Origin of the sequence: Streptomyces sp. NPDC006332 (assembly GCF_040612855.1) — a bacterium.
GTDB lineage: Bacteria > Actinomycetota > Actinomycetes > Streptomycetales > Streptomycetaceae > Streptomyces.
Genome location: NZ_JBEXRA010000066.1, coordinates 1 through 18,304, shown reverse-complemented (window position 1 = coordinate 18,304; position 18,304 = coordinate 1). Strand labels below are relative to the sequence as shown.

The window sequence follows — 18,304 nt, the reverse complement described above, 5'->3', positions numbered from 1 at the left end:
CAGTGGACCTGCACTTCGGTGACAGCAAACCGACGGATGAGGAGAGGGCGGCGGTCGACGCGCTGCTGGGCCCGCCCGACTCCTCCTGGGAGGGGGCCGACCGGGATGAGATGAGGGCCGCCGACCTGAGGTGTGCCCGTGGCGGCCACGCGGCCCGGGACCGCCGCGACCAGCTGTTGCCGGGGCTGCACGCGATCAACGACCGGGTCGGCTGGATCAGCGAGGGCGCCCTGGACTATCTGTGCCGGCGGCTGACGGTGCCGCCGGCCGAGGCCTACGGGGTGGCCACCTTCTACGCGATGTTCTCCGTCCGGCCCCGGCCCGCGACCGTGCTGCACGTGTGCACGGACCTGGCGTGCGCGGCGGCCGGGGCGTCCGAGCTGTGCGCCGGCATCGAGTCCCGGCTGAGCCCCGGCAGCGGTGTCGCCGTGCAGCGCGGCCCGTGCCTGGGCCTGTGCGAACGGGCTCCGGCGGCACTCGCGATCAAGGCCGGCGATCCGGTGCGTACGGCGGTCTCGGCACCGGCGACCGTACCGGAGGCCGTACTCGCCGCGAGCGCACCCGACTCGGCCCCCGAGGAGCCGGCGGCGGCGACAGCGGTGCCGCAGGCGGGCGACCCGTCGCTGACCCTGCTGCGTCGCGTCGGCGTCGTCGATCCCGCGAGTCTCGACGACTACCGCGCCCACGGCGGCTACACCGCGCTGCGCCGGGCCTTCGAGCTGGGTCCCGCCGGGGTGATCCGCGAGGTGACCGACTCCGGCCTGGTCGGTCGGGGTGGCGCCGCCTTCCCCACCGGCCGCAAATGGCAGGCGACGGCGTCCCAGCCCGACCGTCCGCACCATGTGGTGTGCAACGCCGACGAGTCGGAGCCGGGGACCTTCAAGGACCGGGTGCTGATGGAGGGCGACCCGTACGCGTTGGTGGAGGCGATGACGATCGCGGGCTACGCGACCGGCGCGCACCGGGGTTACCTCTACCTGCGCGGTGAGTATCCGCGGGCGACCCGCCGGATGCGGCACGCGCTCGACCAGGCGCGCGCCCGCGGTCTGCTCGGCGACGACGTCCTCGGCCAGGGCTACGCCTTCGACATCGAGATCCGGCGTGGCGCGGGCGCGTACATCTGCGGTGAGGAGACCGCCCTGTTCAACTCGATCGAGGGCCGCCGCGGCGAGCCGCGCTCGAAGCCGCCCTTCCCGGTCGAGAAGGGCCTGTTCGGCAAGCCCACGGTCGAGAACAACGTCGAGACGCTGGTCAACGTGCTGCCGATCCTCACGATGGGCGCCCCGGCGTACGCGGCGATCGGCACGGAGCGTTCCACCGGGCCGAAGCTGTTCTGCGTGTCCGGCAGTGTGGAGCGGCCCGGGATCTACGAGCTGCCGTTCGGCGCCACGCTGGGCGAGCTGCTCGCCCTCGCCGGGGTGCGTGAGGGACTGCGGGCGGTGCTGCTCGGCGGGGCGGCCGGCGGTTTCGTACGGCCGGACGAACTGGACATCCCGCTCACCTTCGAAGGCACCCGGGAGGCGGGCACCACGCTCGGTTCGGGGGTGGTGATGGCCTTCGACGACACCGTCCCGCTGCCCCGACTGCTACTGCGCATCGCCGAGTTCTTCCGCGACGAGTCGTGCGGGCAGTGTGTGCCGTGCCGGGTCGGCACGGTGCGGCAGGAGGAGGCGCTGAACCGGATCGTGGACCGCACGGGCGCCGCCGCGGCCGATGACATCGCCCTCCTCAGGGAGGTGGGCCGCGCGATGCGCGACGCCTCCATCTGCGGTCTGGGGCAGACCGCGTGGAACGCCGTGGAATCCGCCATCGACCGTCTGGGGGCGTACGAATGACCGTGACACCGCTGGGGATTCCCCGCCGTCTGCTGGAGTTCACCATCGACGGGGAGGAGGCCCGGGTGCCCGAGGGCTCGACGATCCTCGACGCCTGCCGGGCGGCCGGAAAGGACATCCCGACCCTCTGCCAGGGCGACACCCTCGCTCCGAAGAACGCCTGCCGTGTCTGCGTGGTCGAGGTGGCGGGCTCACGCACACTGGTCCCGGCCTGCTCCCGCACGGCAGAGGCCGGCATGGAGGTGCGGACCGACACCGAACGGGCCCGCCACAGCCGCAAGATCGTCCTGGAACTGCTCGCCTCCTCGGTCGACTTGTCGACGACTCCGGAGGTGGCCGACTGGATCAAGGAGTACGAGGCGAAGCCGGACCGTTTCGGGCCGGACGCGGCGCGGCTCGACGAGCAGCCGAGGATCGACAACGAGCTGTACGTGCGCGACTACGACAAGTGCATCCTGTGCTACAAGTGCGTGGACGCCTGCGGCGACCAGTGGCAGAACACCTTCGCCATCTCCGTCACGGGACGCGGTTTCGACGCCCGGATCGCAGTCGAGCACGACGCCGCGCTCACCGACTCCGCGTGCGTCTACTGCGGCAACTGCATCGAGGTGTGCCCCACGGGGGCCCTGTCCTTCAAGTCGGAGTTCGACATGCGGGCGGCGGGTACCTGGGACGAGTCGGCACAGACCGAGACGACCACGGTGTGCGCGTACTGCGGAGTGGGCTGCAACCTGACGCTGCACGTGCAGGAGAATGAGATCGTGAAGGTCACCTCACCGCACGACAACCCGGTGACCCACGGCAATCTCTGCATCAAGGGCCGTTTCGGCTACCAGCACGTACAGAACCGGGGCTGATCAGGACATGGGACGAGTCACGGAACGACGCAAGGTGATCCGGATCCGGGACGGGGTGGTCTCCAGCCGCGCGGACACGCTCGTCGCGGAGGAACCGCTGGAGATCCGTCTCAACGGCAAGCCGCTGGCGATCACGATGCGCACGCCGGGCGACGACTTCGCGCTCGCCGCCGGGTTCCTGGTGAGCGAGGGGGTGCTGGCCGCCGCGTCCGACCTGCTGAACATCGTCTACTGCGCGGGCGCGACGGGTGGGGGTCCCTCCCGCTCGAGCGGAGCCGAGAGTGGGGGAGGTTCGAACTCGTACAACGTGGTGGACGTGCGGACCGCGCCGGACGTGGTGATACCCGACATCACCCTCGAACGGAACGTCTACACCACCTCGTCCTGCGGTCTGTGCGGCAAGGCGAGCCTCGACGCCGTCCGTACGACGGCCCGTTGGCCCATCTCCGACACTCCCCCGGTCCGGGTCGACCCGGAACTGCTCGCGCTCCTCCCCGACCGGCTGCGCGCGGCCCAACGGGTCTTCGACCGGACCGGGGGGCTGCATGCGGCGGCTCTGTTCACCGAGGAGGGGGAACTGGTCGACGTCCGGGAGGACGTGGGCCGGCACAACGCGGTCGACAAGCTGGTCGGCCGCGCCCTGCAGAACGGCGACCTGCCGCTGTCCCGCACTGTCTTGCTCGTGTCGGGCCGGGCGTCCTTCGAGTTGGCGCAGAAGGCCGTGATGGCGGGCATCCCGGTGCTCGCGGCGGTTTCCGCGCCCTCCTCCCTGGCGGTGGACCTCGCCGCCGAGACGGGGCTGACCCTGGTCGGATTCCTGCGGGGCGGCTCCATGAACGTGTACGCGGGCGAGGACCGCGTCGTCCTGCGGGCCGCGGCCGCCCAGGGCTGACCGGTCTTCGCCGCGACACGGCGGCGGGGCCCCGAACGGCGGGGAGCGCCCCCTGCGCCGCAGGGGCCCCGCCTCAGTCCGGCGCGGCGACCGGTGGCCGGCCACGCCGGGATCCGGCCGGAACCCACCGGCACCGCGGCGCGGCTCAGGTGGAACGTGTCCCGACCGCGGTTCGCGACCCCGACGCCGGCGCCGACTCGGTGGCCTCCTCGGGCACATCGCGCGCGCGGCGCTTGGCGATGACCGCGCACACCATCAGCTGCATCTGGTGGAAGAGCATCAACGGCAGCACGGCCAGCGAGGCCTGCGCGCCGAACAGGACGCTCGCCATCGGCAGGCCGGAGGCGAGGGACTTCTTCGAGCCGGCGAACTGGATCGTGATCCGGTCCTCCCGGCTGAAGCGCAGCGCCTTGCCGCCGTACCAGGTCAGGGCGAGCATCACGGCGAGGATGACGGCCTCGACGACCAGCAGTCCGCCCAGCCGGACGGGGCTCACCTGGTGCCAGATGCCCTGGACCATGCCCTCGCTGAAGGCGGTGTAGACGACGAGGAGGATCGAGCCGCGATCGACCAGGCCGAGGACCTTCTTGTGCCGCGTGACGAACCCTCCGATCCAGCGGCGCAGCAGCTGTCCCGCGAGGAACGGCACCAGCAGCTGCAGCACGATCTCCAGCAGCGAGTCGGCCGAGAAGCCGCCGGTGCCGCCGCCGAGCAGCGCGGCGGCCAGCAGCGGGGTGACGACGATGCCGACCAGGGAGGAGAAGGAGCCCGCGCAGATCGCGGCGGGTACGTTGCCGCGGGCCATCGAGGTGAAGGCGATCGACGACTGGACGGTCGACGGGACCAGGGTGAGGAAGAGCAGGCCCTGGTAGAGCGGATGGGTCAGGAACACCGGCACGAGTCCGCGGGCGGCCATTCCCAGCAGCGGGAAGACGACGAACGTGCACGCCAGCACCGTGACGTGCAGCCGCCAGTGCTTGAGCCCGTCCATGGCCTCACGGGTCGACAGCCGCGCGCCGTAGAGGAAGAAGAGGAAGGCGATAGCGGCCGTGGAGGCGCCGGAGGCCACGTCGGCACCCGTCCCGCGCGCGGGGAACAGGGCCGCGAGGCCCACCGTCCCCAGCAACAGCAGGATGTAGGGGTCGATCGGCATCCAATTCGGCCATCGCAGGCGTTTCACGGTGCTCCACTTGCTGGTTGTCCTGTGCGTGTACGGGGCCCGGAGGGGCCCCTTCCATCGTCCTCCTCCGACCCTTGATCGGGAATCCGGCATACCACTCTGACTGTCATCATGTTCCGCGATAGCCTGAGCGGGTGTACGACCCCTCCCAGCTGCGTACGTTCCTCGCGGTGGCCCAGACGCTCAGCTTCACGCAGGCCGCCAGGCGCCTCGGCCTGCGCCAGTCCACCGTCAGTCAGCACGTACGCCGCCTGGAGGACGCCACCGGGCGACAGCTGTTCAGCCGCGACACGCACTCGGTGGAGCTGACCGAGGACGGCGAGGCGATGCTCGGCTTCGCGCGCCGGATCCTCGCCGTGCACGAGCAGGCGACGGCGTTCTTCACGGGGACCCGGGTGCGTGGTCGGCTGCGTTTCGGCGCGTCGGAGGACTTCGTGCTGACCCGGCTGCCGGAGATCCTGGAGGGCTTCCGCTACGACCATCCCGAGGTGGACCTGGAGCTCACGGTCGAGCTGTCGGGCACGCTGCACGAGCAACTGGCGGCCGGGAAATTGGACCTGGTGCTGGCGAAGCGGCGTCCCGAGGACCCGCACGGCCGCCTGGTGTGGCGCGACGAACTGGTGTGGATCGGCGCGGAGCGACTGCGGCTGGACGCGGACCGTCCGGTGCCGCTGATCGTGTACCCGCCGCCCGGCATCACCCGGGCGCTCGCCCTGGAGGCCCTGGAACGGCAGGGCCGGGCCTGGCGCATCGCCTGCACCAGCGGCAGCCTCAACGGCCTGATCGCGGCGGCCCGCGCGGGCCTCGGCGTGATGGCCCACTCCCGGGGACTGATCCCGCCGGGCCTGGTCCGGGCACCGGAGCGAGCAGAGCTGCCGGAACTCGGCCACGTCGACTTCGTCCTGGTCCACGGGCACCGACGCCCCTCGGCCCAGGGCGCGGCAGACGCCCTGGCGGCGGCGATCCTGGCGGGCGGGGAGCGCTTGCAGCGGCGGGGTGTCTAGGCAGCGTGGCGACCGGGCCCGGTGACGGATCACGGCGTCCCGGCGCTGAAGAAAAGAGGGTCACGTGCATGACGCGGGGACCGGCCGCGCACTGTTCGGGCGGGCCTGCCGACAGGTCTGCGGAGCGTAATCGCGTCGTACAGATTCGGTGGAGATTGCGGGACCGAAACTTACCCAACCGTCAGCTTTCTGTCCGACCCCTACCCATGTGAGCGCATTTCGCGTCACTGCTTGCTGCGCATCTGAGCACTGTTCGTGTTCAACCCCCCTCCCGCCCCGTCCACGGGTGGGGTAGCTTTCACCGCGCTGCGGGGAGCGACAAGGAGCCGGGAGCGGGGATTGCGCGAGTTCACCAACCCTCCGTTGGCGTTGGCACCGCCGGTGGGCGGTCTGGCCGATGTCGTCTTCCACCATGCCCAGGAAGACCCCCTGCATATCGCGCTCGGCCGCAAGGGCGAGGACGGCCGGTGGCGGGACGTGACCGCCGCCGAGTTCCGCGACGAGGTCCTGGCCCTCGCCAAGGGCCTGCTCGCCCAGGGCATCCGCTTCGGCGACCGGGTGGCGATCATTTCCCGCACCCGCTACGAGTGGACGCTCTTCGACTTCGCGCTGTGGGCGATCGGCGCCCAGGTGGTGCCGGTCTACCCCACCTCCTCGGCGGAGCAGTGCTTCTGGATGCTGTACGACGCCGAGTGCACGGCGGCGGTCGTCGAGAACGAGGACCACTCGATGACGATCGCCACGGTCATCGACCGGCTGCCGCAACTGCGTCAGCTGTGGCAACTGGACTCGGGCGCCCTGCAGCAGCTGTACGACTCGGGCGCGCACATCGACGACGAGGTGGTGCACCGGCACCGGCAGGCGGTCACCCCGGACTCGGTCGCCACGATCATCTACACGTCGGGCACCACCGGCCGCCCCAAGGGCTGTGTCATCTCGCACGGCAATTTCATGTACGAGGCCGACACGATGATCACGCGCTGGGAGCCGGTGTTCCACTCGAAGAAGGGCGACGAGGCGGCGACCCTGCTGTTCCTGCCGCTCGCGCACGTCTTCGGCCGGATGGTGGAGGTCGCCACGATCCGCGGCAAGGTGAAGTTCGGGCACCAGCCTCAGATGAGCGCGGCCGCCCTGATGCCCGACCTGGCCGCGTTCAAGCCGACGTTCTTCCTCGGGGTGCCGTACATCTTCGAGAAGGTCTTCAACGCCTCCCGCCGCAAGGCGGAGAAGGAGGGCAAGGCCGGGCCGTTCGGGAAGGCCGTCGAGGTCGCCGTGAAGTACGCGGAGGCGATGGAGGCGAAGGCCTGGGGCACCGGGCCCGGTCCGTCGGCGGGCCTGCGGATGCAGCACCAGCTCTTCGACAAACTCGTCTACGCCAAGATGCGGGCGGCGATGGGCGGCCGCATCCGGCACGCGATGACCGGCGGCTCGGGCATGGACCGGCGCCTCGGCCTGTTCTTCGCGGGCGCGGGCGTCCACATCTACGAGGGCTACGGACTCACCGAGACCACCGCGGCCGCCACCGCCAACCCGCCCGAGCGCACCCGCTACGGCACCGTGGGACAACCCATCCCCGGCATGACCGTGCACATCGCGGACGACGGCGAGGTCTGGCTGCGCGGCGACAACGTCTTCCAGGGCTACCTCAACAACCCCAAGGCCACCGACGAGGCCCTGCACGACGGCTGGCTGGCCACCGGTGACCTGGGATCGCTCGACGAGGACGGCTACCTCACGATCACCGGCCGCAAGAAGGAGATCCTGGTGACCTCCGGCGGCAAGAGCGTGTCGCCCGGCGCCCTGGAGGAGCGCGTCCGCGACCATCCGCTGGTCGCCCAGTGCATCGTCGTCGGCAACGACCGACCGTACGTCGCCGCCCTGATCACCCTGGACCAGGAGGCCGTCGAGCACTGGCTGACGATGCGCGCCAAACCGCAGATGCCGGCGGCCCAACTGGTGCGCGACACCGACCTGGAGACCGAGGTCAGGCGGGCGGTGGTCGCCGCCAACACCCTGGTCTCACAGGCCGAGTCGATCCGCACGTTCCGCATCCTGGCCCAGCCGTTCACCGAGGAGCACGGTCTGCTGACCCCCTCCCTCAAGCTGAAACGCAAGGCCATCGAGAACGCGTACGTCAACGAGGTCGAGGCGCTGTACCGGGCCTAGGGGGTATGTCGTCGGGTGCCGACGCTCCGCATCGACGATGAGTTTTCGGAGGCTGTGCGGTCTACCAGTCGACGAAGGGAGCGCACCATGCGCAAGATCATCGTTTGCACCTTCCTGACACTGGACGGCGTCATGCAGGCCCCGGGCGGCCCGGACGAGGACACCCAGAGCGGCTTCGAGCACGGCGGCTGGCAGAAGCCGGTGTCCGACGACGAGGTCGGCACGGCCATCGCCGGTTGGTACGAGACCTCCGACGCGATGCTGCTCGGCCGCAAGACGTACGAGATCTTCGCGTCGTACTGGCCGACCGCCGATCCCGACAACCCGTTCACCGACCGGATGAACAGCATGCACAAGTACGTGGCGTCCCGAACCCTGACGTCCGTCGAGTGGCAGAACTCCACCCTGCTGGAGGGCGACGTCGCCGATGCCGTACGCAAGCTGAAAGCGTCCGACGGCAGCGACATCAACGTCGTCGGCAGCGGCGACCTCGCCCAGACCCTCATGCGGCACGACCTCGTCGACGAGTACCGGCTGACCATCCACCCGGTGATCATCGGCACCGGCAAGCGGCTGTTCGCCGACGGAGCGATCCCCACCGCGCTGGAACCGGTCAGCGTCTCGACGACGAAGGGCGGCACCGTCGTCGGCGTCTTCCGGCCGAACGGCAAGCCCAGCTACGACAGCTACTAGCCCGTCGGTCCGGGCGTGCCAGGTCGATCCGCGCTGCGGGTCAGTAGACGGCACACCCGGACCAACGATCAGATGATCCGAACGAGAACGGCGGACGCCGGTCGCTAGCTGATGGTGACCCGGAAGATCTTGTCCGAGCCGTCCGCCTCACCTCCGTTGTTGTCGCTGTTGGTGGTCGACAGCCACAGCTGGTCGGCGCCCGGCACCTTGGTGACCGTGCGCAGGCGGCCGTAGGTGCCGACGTAGTACGCCGTCGGGGAGCCGACGCTCTCGTTGTCGCCGTTGATCGGGATCCGCCACAGACGTTCGCCGCGCAGGGACGCCATGTAGACGACGTTGCGGACGATGGCGATGCCGCTGGGTGAGGCCTCGGAGACGTTCCAGGTGGCCTTGGGGTTGGTCATCCCGGAGACGCTGCAGTTGCCCTCGCAGGTCGGCCAGCCGTAGTTGGCGCCCGGCTTGATCAGGTTCAGTTCGTCCTTGGAGCTGTTGCCGAACTCCGCTTCCCACAACCGGCCGTTGCGGTCGAAGGCGAGGCCCTGCGGGTTGCGGTGCCCGTAGCTGTAGACGTAGTTCCCGAACGGGTTGCCGGGGGCCGCCTTCCCATCCGTCGTCATGCGCAGGATCTTGCCGTTCAGGGAGTTCTTGTCCTGGGCCAGGTCGGGTGTCTGGGCCTCGCCGGTGGAGACGTAGAGGTAGCCGTCGGGGCCGAAGGCGAGGCGGCCGCCGTTGTGGTAGCGGTTCTTCTTGATGCCCTGCAGCAGCACCGTGTAGTCGCTGAGCTTCGTGCCGTCGTACGTCATACGCACCACGCGGTTGCCCTCGGACGCAGTGTGCATGAAGTAGACGCGGTGGTTGGTCTCCCACTTGGGATCGATCGCGACGCCGAGGAGCCCGCCCTCGCCGTTGGTGGTGACCGCGTTGGGGACGGTCCCCACCTGGGTCTTCGCGCCGGCCTTCGTGACCTTCCAGACGCGGAAGTCGTCCCGCTCGGTGACCAGGGCCGACTGTCCGTCGGGCAGCCAGGAGGTGCCCCACGGGATCGTCCAGCCCGTGGACAGGGTGGCGACGGACGACGGGACACCACCGTCGGTGGCGCACGCCTTGGTCGTGAAATTCACCGTGTTGCTCTGCGTGGAGACGTTGCCCGCCGCGTCGCGTGCGACGACGTTCAGGGCGTACGGGCTGTCGCAGGCGAGCCCGGTGAGGGTGGTCGACGTGCCGCTGGTGACCGTCTTGTAGACCGTGGTGCCGCTGCGCACGTCGTACCCGGTGACCGCCCGGTCGTCCGTGGCGGCGCCCCAGGTCAGGTCGACGGCGTTGGAGGTGACGCCCGCCGCGGACAGCGTGCCGGGTTTGCTCGGCGGAGTGGTGTCGGAGCTCGGCTTGGTCGTGCAGTCGACGACCGGGCTCGCGGAAGAGGTGTTGCCGGCCGCGTCCCGGGCGATGACGGTGAGGTTGTACGTCGTGTCGGGCGCCAGGCCCGTCAACGCCTTGGAGACCGAACTCCCGGACGCCTCACTGACCTTGTTGCCGTGCTCGTAGATGTCGTACGCCGTCACGCCCACGTTGTCCGTGGCGGCGCCCCAGGCGAGGGTCAGGCCGTTCTCGCCGATGGCCGAACAGCTGGGCTGGCCGGGGCGGGTGGGTGCCTGGGTGTCGGCCGCCGCCGCGAGGCTGACGCGGTCCAGGTTGGGGCCGCCGGAGTCGGTGGTGGCGGTCGCGCGGATCTTGTTGGACCCGGCCTTCAGCGGCACGTTCACGCTCTTCGTCGCCCAGGTGCCCCAGTCGGCGGTGGCCGGGAAGGACACCCCCGAGGCGACCACGGTGCCGCCCACGGAGATGTCCATCGGCCGGTCGGTGGACGTCCCGTTGGCGTACCGGAGGGCGAGCGACGAGGTCCCGGCGGCGGTCGCGCTCACTGTGAACTCCACGTAGGAGCCGGTGACGTTGGTGTAGTCGACGAAGCCGGTGCCGGTGTAGCCGGTGTGGTTGGTGGCGACGGCGCCCTGGGAGACGGTGGCGTCCTCGGCCTGGTAGTCGGTGGCCGCCCGGGCACTGCCCCCGGTGAGGCCGACGAGCGGTAGGGCGAGGGCCAGGGGGAGGCCCCACGCCACGGTTCTGGTGGGTCGCTTCATGGATTGATTCCCCTCAGCCCGTGTACCGGGTGAAGACCTTGAGATAGTCGTACGGCTGCTGCGACACGCCGCTGCACGCGTCGCCGTCCGCGCCCGAGCCGCAGGCACGGTCACGGTTGACGGACCAGTAGGTGAGGCGCCCGATGTGGTGCTGCTGGGCGTAGGCGAGCATGGTCTCGAAGTCGGCGACCCGGACCCGCTCACCGGAGTCGTCGGTCTTGCCGTTCATCGAGGACAGCCCGATGTGGGCGTAGGTGGTGGCGTCGCTGTAGCCGTACGCCGACTTGACCCGTGCCTTGAGCCCCTCCATGGCCTGCGTGGTCAGGGTGCCCATGTTGGTGGTGCCGCCGCCGAAGTCGAACGGCATGATGCACCAGACGTCGTTCGCCAGACCGGAGTTCGCGGCCCGCTTGATCATGTCGACGCCGGTGGAGTCGGGGCCGCTGGTGGTGGTGCCGAAGGTGATGACGGTCTTCAGGCCGGGGTTGTTCGCCTTCACGGTCTTCAGCGCGTCGACCACGCGCTGCCGCACGGTGGCGTTGGACCACTCGGTGTTCTCGATGTCGATGTCGATGACCTTCAGCTTGTACGCGTCGATCACCTTCTGGTACGCGCCCGCGAGCGCCGAGGCGCTGGAGCACTTCTCGCCGAGCTTGTTCCCGCTCCAGCCGCCGATGGAGACCATGACGTCGCCGCCGGCGGATCTGATCGCGTTGATCTTCGACTGATCGTTGCCGCCGGTCAGCGGGCGCGAGCCGTCCCACTTCGGGTTGCAGCCGCCGTCGGAGAGGATGAACGCCATCGTGAACCACTTGACGCCGGTCGCCGACATCACCGAGGTGGGGTTCGGCGGGCTGCCCCAGCCGAGGTACTCGTAGGGGGCGACGGCCATGCCCGGTGAAGCGGCCGCGCCCTTCAGGGAGCTGACCGGCTTCACGCGGATCAGCCGGGTCTCGCCGGGCCGAAGGGTCGCGCTGTAGGAGTCGGCGATCACGCCCTTGTGGGAGCCGGACCACAGGTCGGTGACGTCACCGGAGCCGGTGAAGCCGACCTTCGACCAGTCCACGGCGACCGTCGTGTTGCCGGACGTACCGGTGTTGAACAGGGCCACCACGTACTGGCCGTCGCTCTCCTTCTTGCTCCAGACCTGCTTGACCCCGCTGTTCACGATCCGTTTGGCGGCGACGCCGTCCTGGTTGACTCCGATGAGCCGGTCGTTGGTCAGCATCGCCTTGTCGACCGGGTCGAGGTCGGTCAGGTCGGTGCCGAGCAGCAGCGGCGAGGCGGCCATCGCCCAGAGGGTGAAGTGGGACCGGCGCTGGTCGGCGGTGAGGCCCACCCGGTCACCGTTGCCTATCTCCAGGGAGTCGAGGTCGTTCCAGCCGCCCGGACCGGCGTGCGGCTGCCAGGAGGCCGCGGTGTTGAAACGGGAGGAGACGTGGGACCAGTCGGTGAGCGGATAGCCGCTGCCGTTGTCGCCCGGACCGCAGTAGCACTCCACGTCGCCCTGGGTGCGCCAACTGTTCGCGTGCTTGCGCCAGGTGGCGGCGTCCGCGATCGCGAGGTTGTTGGACAGCGCGAAGTTGATGGGCCGTCCGGTGGCGCGCAGCGCCTTGTCCCAGGCCTGGACGTCGGGGACGTCGTGGCTGCCCACTCCGTCGATCTTGAGGTAGTCGACTCCCCAGGAGGCGAACTGCCGGGCCCAGGAGTTCACGAACTCCTGCGCGCCCGGCTTCTGGTAGTCGATGTAGTACATGTTCTTGCAGTTGTAGTTCTTCTCCGTCTTCGACGTGTCCGCGATGTCCTTGGCGTGGTATGAGGTCCCCTCGATCGGCGTGTTCTTGGTGACGGCGTTCTTGGCGATGCCGGGCGTCACGTAGAAGCCGAACTTCAGGCCCTTGGAGTGGATGTAGTCGGCCAGCGCCTTGATGCCGCCGGGGAACTTGGCCGAGTCCACGGACCAGCGGCCGTAGGAGTCGACGACGAAGCCGTTGTCGTCGCACTTCTGCCAGAAGTCGTCGAGGTTGACGTAGACGAAGCCGTGGTTCTTGAGGCCGCTGGACACGAGCGCGTCGGCCTGGGCCTTGATCTTCGCCTCGGTCGGCCAGCGGCGTGTGAAGCTCCAGCTGCTCCAGCCCATGGCGGGGCGGACGGACTGGCCGTTGTCGGAGGCGGCCGCCGGGCGGGCGGTGGCCAGCAGTGGGACGACCGAGGCGATCAGCAGCCCGACCAGGGCCACGACCAGCGATCTGACGCGGGTGACGCGGGTGATGCCTGTCATGACTGTCCCCTCTTCGCGGGAGTCGCGTACGAGGTGCCGATCCACGCCTCGTCGATCCGCAGCCGCTGGTAGCGGGTCGTGTCGGTGGCCGCGGCCCAGGTGGAGTCGACCTGGAGGCGTACGTAACGGGCCTTGGCGGCGGTCAGGTCGATGCCCTGCATGCCGCGGCGGCTCGGCAACTCACCGGTCTTCACCGGGCTGCCCCAGTTGGCGCCGTCGGCGCTCAGGTACACCTTGTAGTCCTTGATCCGCGCCGACTGCTCGGTGTCCGAGCGGGCGTAGGCGACGGAGTCCTCGCGCTGGTTGAGCCCGAGGTACTGGACCTTCTTCGAGCTGCCGAGGTCGAAGGTGAGGTTGACCGGGAGGGTCTTGTTGTTGTCCCAGTAGGTGCGGTAGTCGCCGTCACCGGCGGCCGAGGCCGGGTGAGAGCTCGCCGAGGCGCTCGCGCTCACCTTGACGCCGGAGAGGATCCCCTGGCGGCCGGCCGTGGTGACCTTGAACACCGTGTCGTACGGGTCCCAGTTCCCGAGCCCGGTGAGGGTGAGGACGCCGCCCGACTGCGACCACGAAACCGCCGCTCCGGTACGGAGGTTGGTGACCGAGGCGACGCGGTAGCCGTTGTCGCGGACGCGCAGGGTGCTGGTGCTGGGCGGGGTCAGAACGTGGATGTACTGGCGGTCGGCGTCGGTCTTGCTGATCGTGGTCACACCGTGGGCGCCGTCGTTCCAGAAGCCCGGCTTGAGCCCGCCGTACATGTAGCCGCCACCCTCGGTGCCGTGCAGGGACTCCCAGATGGGGCCGAGGTAGGAGTTCGCGAAGTTGTTGAAGTCGGCCTGGTTGGCCGGGAACTTGCCGTTGACCTGGGCGGTCTCCGCCATCAGCGCCTTCACGGACGAGCCGGTGTTGGTGACGAGGCGGCCGAGGGTGAGCATCTTGTCGACCGCCGGGTCGGTACCGCCGTACCACCAGGAGCCCGTGGAGGGCAGCTTGAAGTCGGCCTCGGTGAGGCGGGGCTGGGCCGTGTAGACCGCCTGCGGATAGTCGTAGGCAGGCGTCATCCCCGTCTTCTGCTCATTGCTGATCATGTCCATGATCGGCGTGTCTTCGTTGTTGTTGCTGATCGTGTAGTTCGGGCGCTTCTGGTAGACCTGCGCGTAGAGGTTGTTGCTCTCCCAGTACGCGTTGTCGTTGTCGATCCAGAAGCCGCCGAGGTCGGGGTAACGGTCCATGACCTCGAAGAAGTTGTCGTAGCTGAACTGCCCGAAGCCGTCCCGGGTGGTCAGGTCGACGTCCTTGCCCTTGTACGAGGAATACGCCGCCGAGTCGAGCCACTCATGGCCGCCCTCGGCGTGCCACTGGGGGTCGTCGGTCATGTAGAGGATGACCTTCAGCCCCTTGGCCTTCGCGGCACTGACCAGCTCGCCGAGGAAGTCCCGCTTGGTGGAGCAGGAGCCGGGGATCTTCGACGGCCAGGCGCGGGCGTAGCCGAGGCGGCTGTGGAAGGAGGCGAGGACGAGGTACTGCGTGTGCAGCTTCTGGGCCTCCTTCACCCAGTAGTCGGCGTTCCAGCCGCCGTTCGTGACGTCACTCTCCCACTCGGTGCAGCTGGTGTGGGCGGGCGCGGTGCGCAGGCCCCAGTGCAGGAAGAGGCCGCCGACGGAGTTGCGCAGGAAGTTCTGCCGGGGGTTTTCCAGGTCGAGCGGCTTCGCCCCGTCGATGGCGGGCGTGCCGTTGGTGGAGCCGTCTGCCGCGGCGCCGGTGTCACGTACCTCGAAGGCGGCGGCGCGGGGAGCGGTCTGCGGGGCCGCGGGGGCGGCGGGGTGGGTGAGCCCAAGGACGACGGCGAAGGCGAAGAGAACGATCGCCGCGGCCCGGTGCCGGGGGCCGGTGGGGGTTTTCACGGGGAGGGGGCTCCTCATACGAGCTGGTAGCCGCGGAGGTTGGTGAGCAGGAGGTAGGTGTTCTGCAGGGATCCGGAGGTGTCACCGAGGGAGCGGTAGATGCCCCACTTCGGGCGCACGCGGTCGGCGAGGAAGGTGTCGACGCCGGTCTTCGACGCGTCGATGACGGTCGAGCCGCCGCTCTTGAGGATCCAGCGGACCGAGCCCGCCGAGCCGTCGCCGACCTTGATCTGGAAGTCGACGTCGGTCCACTTGTCGTGCAGGGGGTCCAGATCGGTGCGGCCGATGAGGATGTCGTCGATGGCGAGCTTCAGCTCGATGGTCTGCTTGCCGTTGACCCGGCGCAGGGACTGCACGACGATCGGCGAGCTGCCGGTGCCCGGCTGCTTCATCTGCATGATGTGCGTGAAGGTGGTGGTCGCCTTCAACGAGCTCGGGATGTACATGGAGTACGTGACCCGCCAGGTCTGGCCCTGGGTCCACTTGAGGTAGCTGCTGCCGCTGGTGCGCAGCCCGGTGACCTCCTGCCGCTGCCGGTCGGTCGACGTGTCACGGTCGACCGTGTGCATGTTGAAGCGCCAGTTGTTGCCGGTGGCGTAGATGTGCGGCTGTCCGGCGGTGTGCGAGTCGGCGCGGTCGTCCTCGATCGTCTCGAAGGCGCCCAGGCCGTCCTTGCTCGCGGACGGTGCCCACTTCTGCTGCCAGGACGCGGCGTGCGCCGTGGTCGCTGTCGGCAGACCGACGGCGGCTCCCGCCGCGCCGCCGAGGGCGGCACCCAGCAGTCTCCTTCTGGATGTGCTCATGACACTAATCACCTCGCAGCTGTTCGTTCATGATCAGGAAGGCGCCCAGCCCGTGGAAGTCGTTGGTGGCCCGTTTGCGGGCGATGTAGTACGCGTAGTCGCCGACGTTCGTGCCTTCGGAGATGTCGGCGAGTTCGGTGCGGCCGTCCGTGCCGACCGACAGTTTCGCCAGGACGCCCTGGTAGCCGCGGCGGGCGACGGCCTCGTAGTGGCGGTCGAGGTAACCCTTTTGCGCGCCGCGGTCGAGGGCGTAGGTGAACATGCTGGAGCAGGACGTCTCGGTCCAGTTGCCGCTGCTGCCGCCCTTGTCGATCACCTGGAACCAGCGCCCGGTCGCCGGGTCCTGGTACTTCTCCAGGCCCACTGCCAACTTCCGGAAGATCTTGAGGAGTTGGGCCCGGCGGGGGTGGTTGGCGGGGATCGCGTCGAGCACGTTGGTGATCGCCATCGAGTACCAGCCGACCGCCCGGCACCAGTGCTCGGGGGCGAGCCCGGTCTGCGGGTCCGCCCAGCTCACGCTCTTCGACTCGTCGTAGGCGTGCTTCAGCAGGCCGCTCGCGACCTGGAGGTGGCCGCCGTAGAGGGCGAGCTGCTTGGCCGCCTCGTCGTTGGCGTACGTCCGGTCGCCGAACTCCTTGCCGTACTCGACGAGGAACGGGTTCACCATGTAGACGCCGTCCGCCCAGAGTTGGTTGGCGCGGCTGGCGGTGTCGGCGTGCCAGAAACCGCCGTCGGAGGTGCGCGGAAAGGTGTTCAGGCGGTCACGGACCTTCTTCGCCGCCTTGCGGTAGCGGTCGTCGCCCGTCTCGTGGTGCAGGATCACCAGCAGCCGGCCGGCCTGCATGCTGTCCAGGCTGTTGAAGGGCTGGTCCATGGAGCCGTCGCTCTTCACGAAGCGGTCGACGTAGTCCTTGACGTAGGTGAGGTAGCGGGCCTCGTGCGTACGCCGGTAGGTGAGGTACTGGCCGTAGAGGTAGAGGCCCACCGGGTAGGACCAGTTGCCGATGGTGCTCGGGGTGTAGCGGGCCATGGTGGAGTCGACGAGGGCCACGGACCAGTCGGGGGCGGCGGCCGGGCGGCTCGCGGGCCGCGCGCCCGCGGCGACGGCCGGGGACGGGACGGCCGCCGGCAGAGCGGACAGGGTGACGGCGGCCAGGGCGACGATCGTCAGCGCCGTGGACATGCGTCGGCGTCTCATGTTCCTCCCTTTCGAATGAGGCCTTGCGGTGGGGCCTTTGCGGCAGAGGGCATGGCCTGCCGGACCCTTTCATCCGATGTCTGGTGAACGGGAGCCTCCGTCTATGCGGTCGGCGTCGTGGTCTTGCTCATGGAGGTGACCTGCTTTCCGGATGGTGGGGGGCATGGAAAGTCCAGGACAGCGCGGCGTTCACATGGGTGTACTGAGTTCAGCGACTCGTTCGACAGCGCCATACAGAGTTGCGGCATGAGGCCACGTGGTCAATGGTCCGGACCGAAGACGTCGGATGCGTTTCCGGCCAATCTCCAGCCGGTCCCCCACTGATGACACCGACTCACCGGTCGGCCACGAGAGATCCGGACCGATGCGGACGGATTTGGCGGTCAGGAATTCTTCGCGGCCCGTGATCGTTGAGTATGGAAGTGCCATCTGTCGACAACCGTAAGGATCAAGAGCTCGTGAGCAGCAAGGTCCCCCCGATCATCCTGAACAACGGCGTCGAGATGCCCCAGCTGGGTTTCGGCGTCTGGCAGGTGCCGGACGACGAGGCGCAGCAGGCGGTCACCACCGCGCTGGAGGCCGGGTACCGCAGCATCGACACAGCGGCGATCTACGGCAATGAAGAGGGCACCGGCAAGGCCATCGCCGCCTCCGGGGTCCCGCGCGAGAACCTCTTCGTCACCACCAAGCTCTGGAACAGCGACCAGGGATACGACTCCACCCTGCGCGCCTTCGACACCTCGCTGGAGAAGCTCGGCCTGGACTACGTGGACCTGTACCTGATCCACTGGCCCACCCCGTCCCGGGACCTGTACGTCGACACGTACAAGGCGTTCGAGAAGCTGCACGCCGACGGCCGGATCCGGGCGATCGGTGTCTCCAACTTCGAACCCGACCACCTGGAGCGGCTGATCGCCGAGACGTCCGTCGTCCCGGCCGTCGACCAGATCGAGCTGCACCCGCATCTGCAGCAGGCCAAGGCCCGCGAGTACCACGCCGAGCAGGGCATCACCACCGAGGCCTGGTCACCGCTCGGCCAGGGCAAGGGCCTCCTGGAGGTCCCGGCGATCGTGGCCATCGCGCAGAAGCACGACCGCACCCCGGCCCAGGTCGTGCTGCGCTGGCACCTCCAGCTCGGTAACGTGGTGATTCCCAAGTCCGTGACACCGTCGCGGATCAAGGAGAACATCGAGGTCTTCGACTTCAGCCTGGACACCGAGGACCTCGCGGCGATCAGCGCCCTGAACGAGGACCGGCGCCTGGGCCCCGACCCGGCGACGTTCAACCAGGCCTGAGCCCTCACCCAGCCGCTCTCCGTGCTGCGCCGCGGCTCCGCCCGGCTCGCCCAGGCGGAGA

At 69.1% G+C, this 18,304-nt stretch carries 13 protein-coding genes; 7 read left to right on the top strand and 6 right to left on the bottom strand.

The genetic code is table 11. The features are described 5' to 3' along the window. Positions 1-2 precede the first annotated feature (2 nt). The 3 genes from ABZ027_RS37550 to fdhD are packed head-to-tail and all read left to right on the top strand — an operon-like array spanning position 3 to position 3,584. A complete protein-coding gene (locus ABZ027_RS37550) occupies positions 3-1,835 on the top strand; it encodes an NADH-ubiquinone oxidoreductase-F iron-sulfur binding region domain-containing protein (RefSeq protein WP_356776519.1) in 1,833 nt (610 codons plus the stop codon). Beyond that, on the top strand, positions 1,832-2,692 hold the full coding sequence (locus ABZ027_RS37545; protein ID WP_356776517.1) for a 2Fe-2S iron-sulfur cluster-binding protein: 861 nt from the start codon (positions 1,832-1,834) through the stop codon (positions 2,690-2,692). Before ABZ027_RS37550 ends, ABZ027_RS37545 begins: the two co-directional genes overlap by 4 nt. A gap of 7 nt (positions 2,693-2,699) precedes the next feature. Then, positions 2,700-3,584, top strand: a complete 885-nt coding sequence (gene fdhD / locus ABZ027_RS37540) for a formate dehydrogenase accessory sulfurtransferase FdhD (protein ID WP_356776514.1) — start codon at positions 2,700-2,702, stop codon at positions 3,582-3,584. A gap of 145 nt (positions 3,585-3,729) precedes the next feature. On the opposite strand, the gene ABZ027_RS37535 is transcribed toward fdhD, so the two are convergent. Then, the gene (locus ABZ027_RS37535; protein WP_356776512.1) at positions 3,730-4,737 is read right to left on the bottom strand and encodes a bile acid:sodium symporter family protein; all 1,008 of its coding nucleotides are present in this window, start codon (positions 4,735-4,737) and stop codon (positions 3,730-3,732) included. Positions 4,738-4,898: 161 nt separating this feature from the next. Between ABZ027_RS37535 and ABZ027_RS37530 the strand changes: the two genes are divergently transcribed. The 3 genes from ABZ027_RS37530 to ABZ027_RS37520 all read left to right on the top strand — a co-directional run bounded on the left by ABZ027_RS37530 (position 4,899) and on the right by ABZ027_RS37520 (position 8,627). Continuing rightward, the gene (locus tag ABZ027_RS37530; protein ID WP_356776510.1) at positions 4,899-5,768 is read left to right on the top strand and encodes a LysR substrate-binding domain-containing protein; all 870 of its coding nucleotides are present in this window, start codon (positions 4,899-4,901) and stop codon (positions 5,766-5,768) included. A gap of 339 nt (positions 5,769-6,107) precedes the next feature. Next, positions 6,108-7,934, top strand: a complete 1,827-nt coding sequence (locus ABZ027_RS37525; RefSeq protein ID WP_356776508.1) for an AMP-dependent synthetase/ligase — start codon at positions 6,108-6,110, stop codon at positions 7,932-7,934. 87 nt (positions 7,935-8,021) lie between these two features. Continuing rightward, complete coding sequence (locus tag ABZ027_RS37520) at positions 8,022-8,627, top strand: dihydrofolate reductase family protein (RefSeq protein WP_356776506.1); 606 nt, start codon at positions 8,022-8,024, stop codon at positions 8,625-8,627. A gap of 104 nt (positions 8,628-8,731) precedes the next feature. On the opposite strand, the gene ABZ027_RS37515 is transcribed toward ABZ027_RS37520, so the two are convergent. Genes ABZ027_RS37515 through ABZ027_RS37495 form a run of 5 tightly spaced genes read right to left on the bottom strand, consistent with a single transcriptional unit; the run spans position 8,732 to position 16,948 of the window. Continuing rightward, the gene (locus ABZ027_RS37515) at positions 8,732-10,765 is read right to left on the bottom strand and encodes a PQQ-dependent sugar dehydrogenase (RefSeq protein ID WP_356776504.1); all 2,034 of its coding nucleotides are present in this window, start codon (positions 10,763-10,765) and stop codon (positions 8,732-8,734) included. A 13-nt stretch (positions 10,766-10,778) separates the two neighbouring features. Then, positions 10,779-13,046, bottom strand: coding sequence for an alpha-galactosidase (locus tag ABZ027_RS37510; protein WP_356776502.1), 2,268 nt, complete (start codon positions 13,044-13,046; stop codon positions 10,779-10,781). Then, complete coding sequence (locus tag ABZ027_RS37505) at positions 13,043-14,947, bottom strand: discoidin domain-containing protein (RefSeq protein ID WP_356776500.1); 1,905 nt, start codon at positions 14,945-14,947, stop codon at positions 13,043-13,045. Before ABZ027_RS37505 ends, ABZ027_RS37510 begins: the two co-directional genes overlap by 4 nt. 14 nt (positions 14,948-14,961) lie before the next feature. Further along, positions 14,962-15,750: a Tat pathway signal sequence domain protein gene (locus ABZ027_RS37500; RefSeq protein ID WP_356776498.1), complete on the bottom strand. Its 789-nt coding sequence runs from the start codon at positions 15,748-15,750 to the stop codon at positions 14,962-14,964. Between the two features lie 4 nt (positions 15,751-15,754). Next, the gene (locus ABZ027_RS37495) at positions 15,755-16,948 is read right to left on the bottom strand and encodes a glycoside hydrolase family 88 protein (protein WP_356776496.1); all 1,194 of its coding nucleotides are present in this window, start codon (positions 16,946-16,948) and stop codon (positions 15,755-15,757) included. Between the two features lie 458 nt (positions 16,949-17,406). Between ABZ027_RS37495 and ABZ027_RS37490 the strand changes: the two genes are divergently transcribed. Continuing rightward, positions 17,407-18,243, top strand: a complete 837-nt coding sequence (locus ABZ027_RS37490) for an aldo/keto reductase (RefSeq protein ID WP_356776494.1) — start codon at positions 17,407-17,409, stop codon at positions 18,241-18,243. The last annotated feature ends 61 nt before the right edge of the window (positions 18,244-18,304 follow it).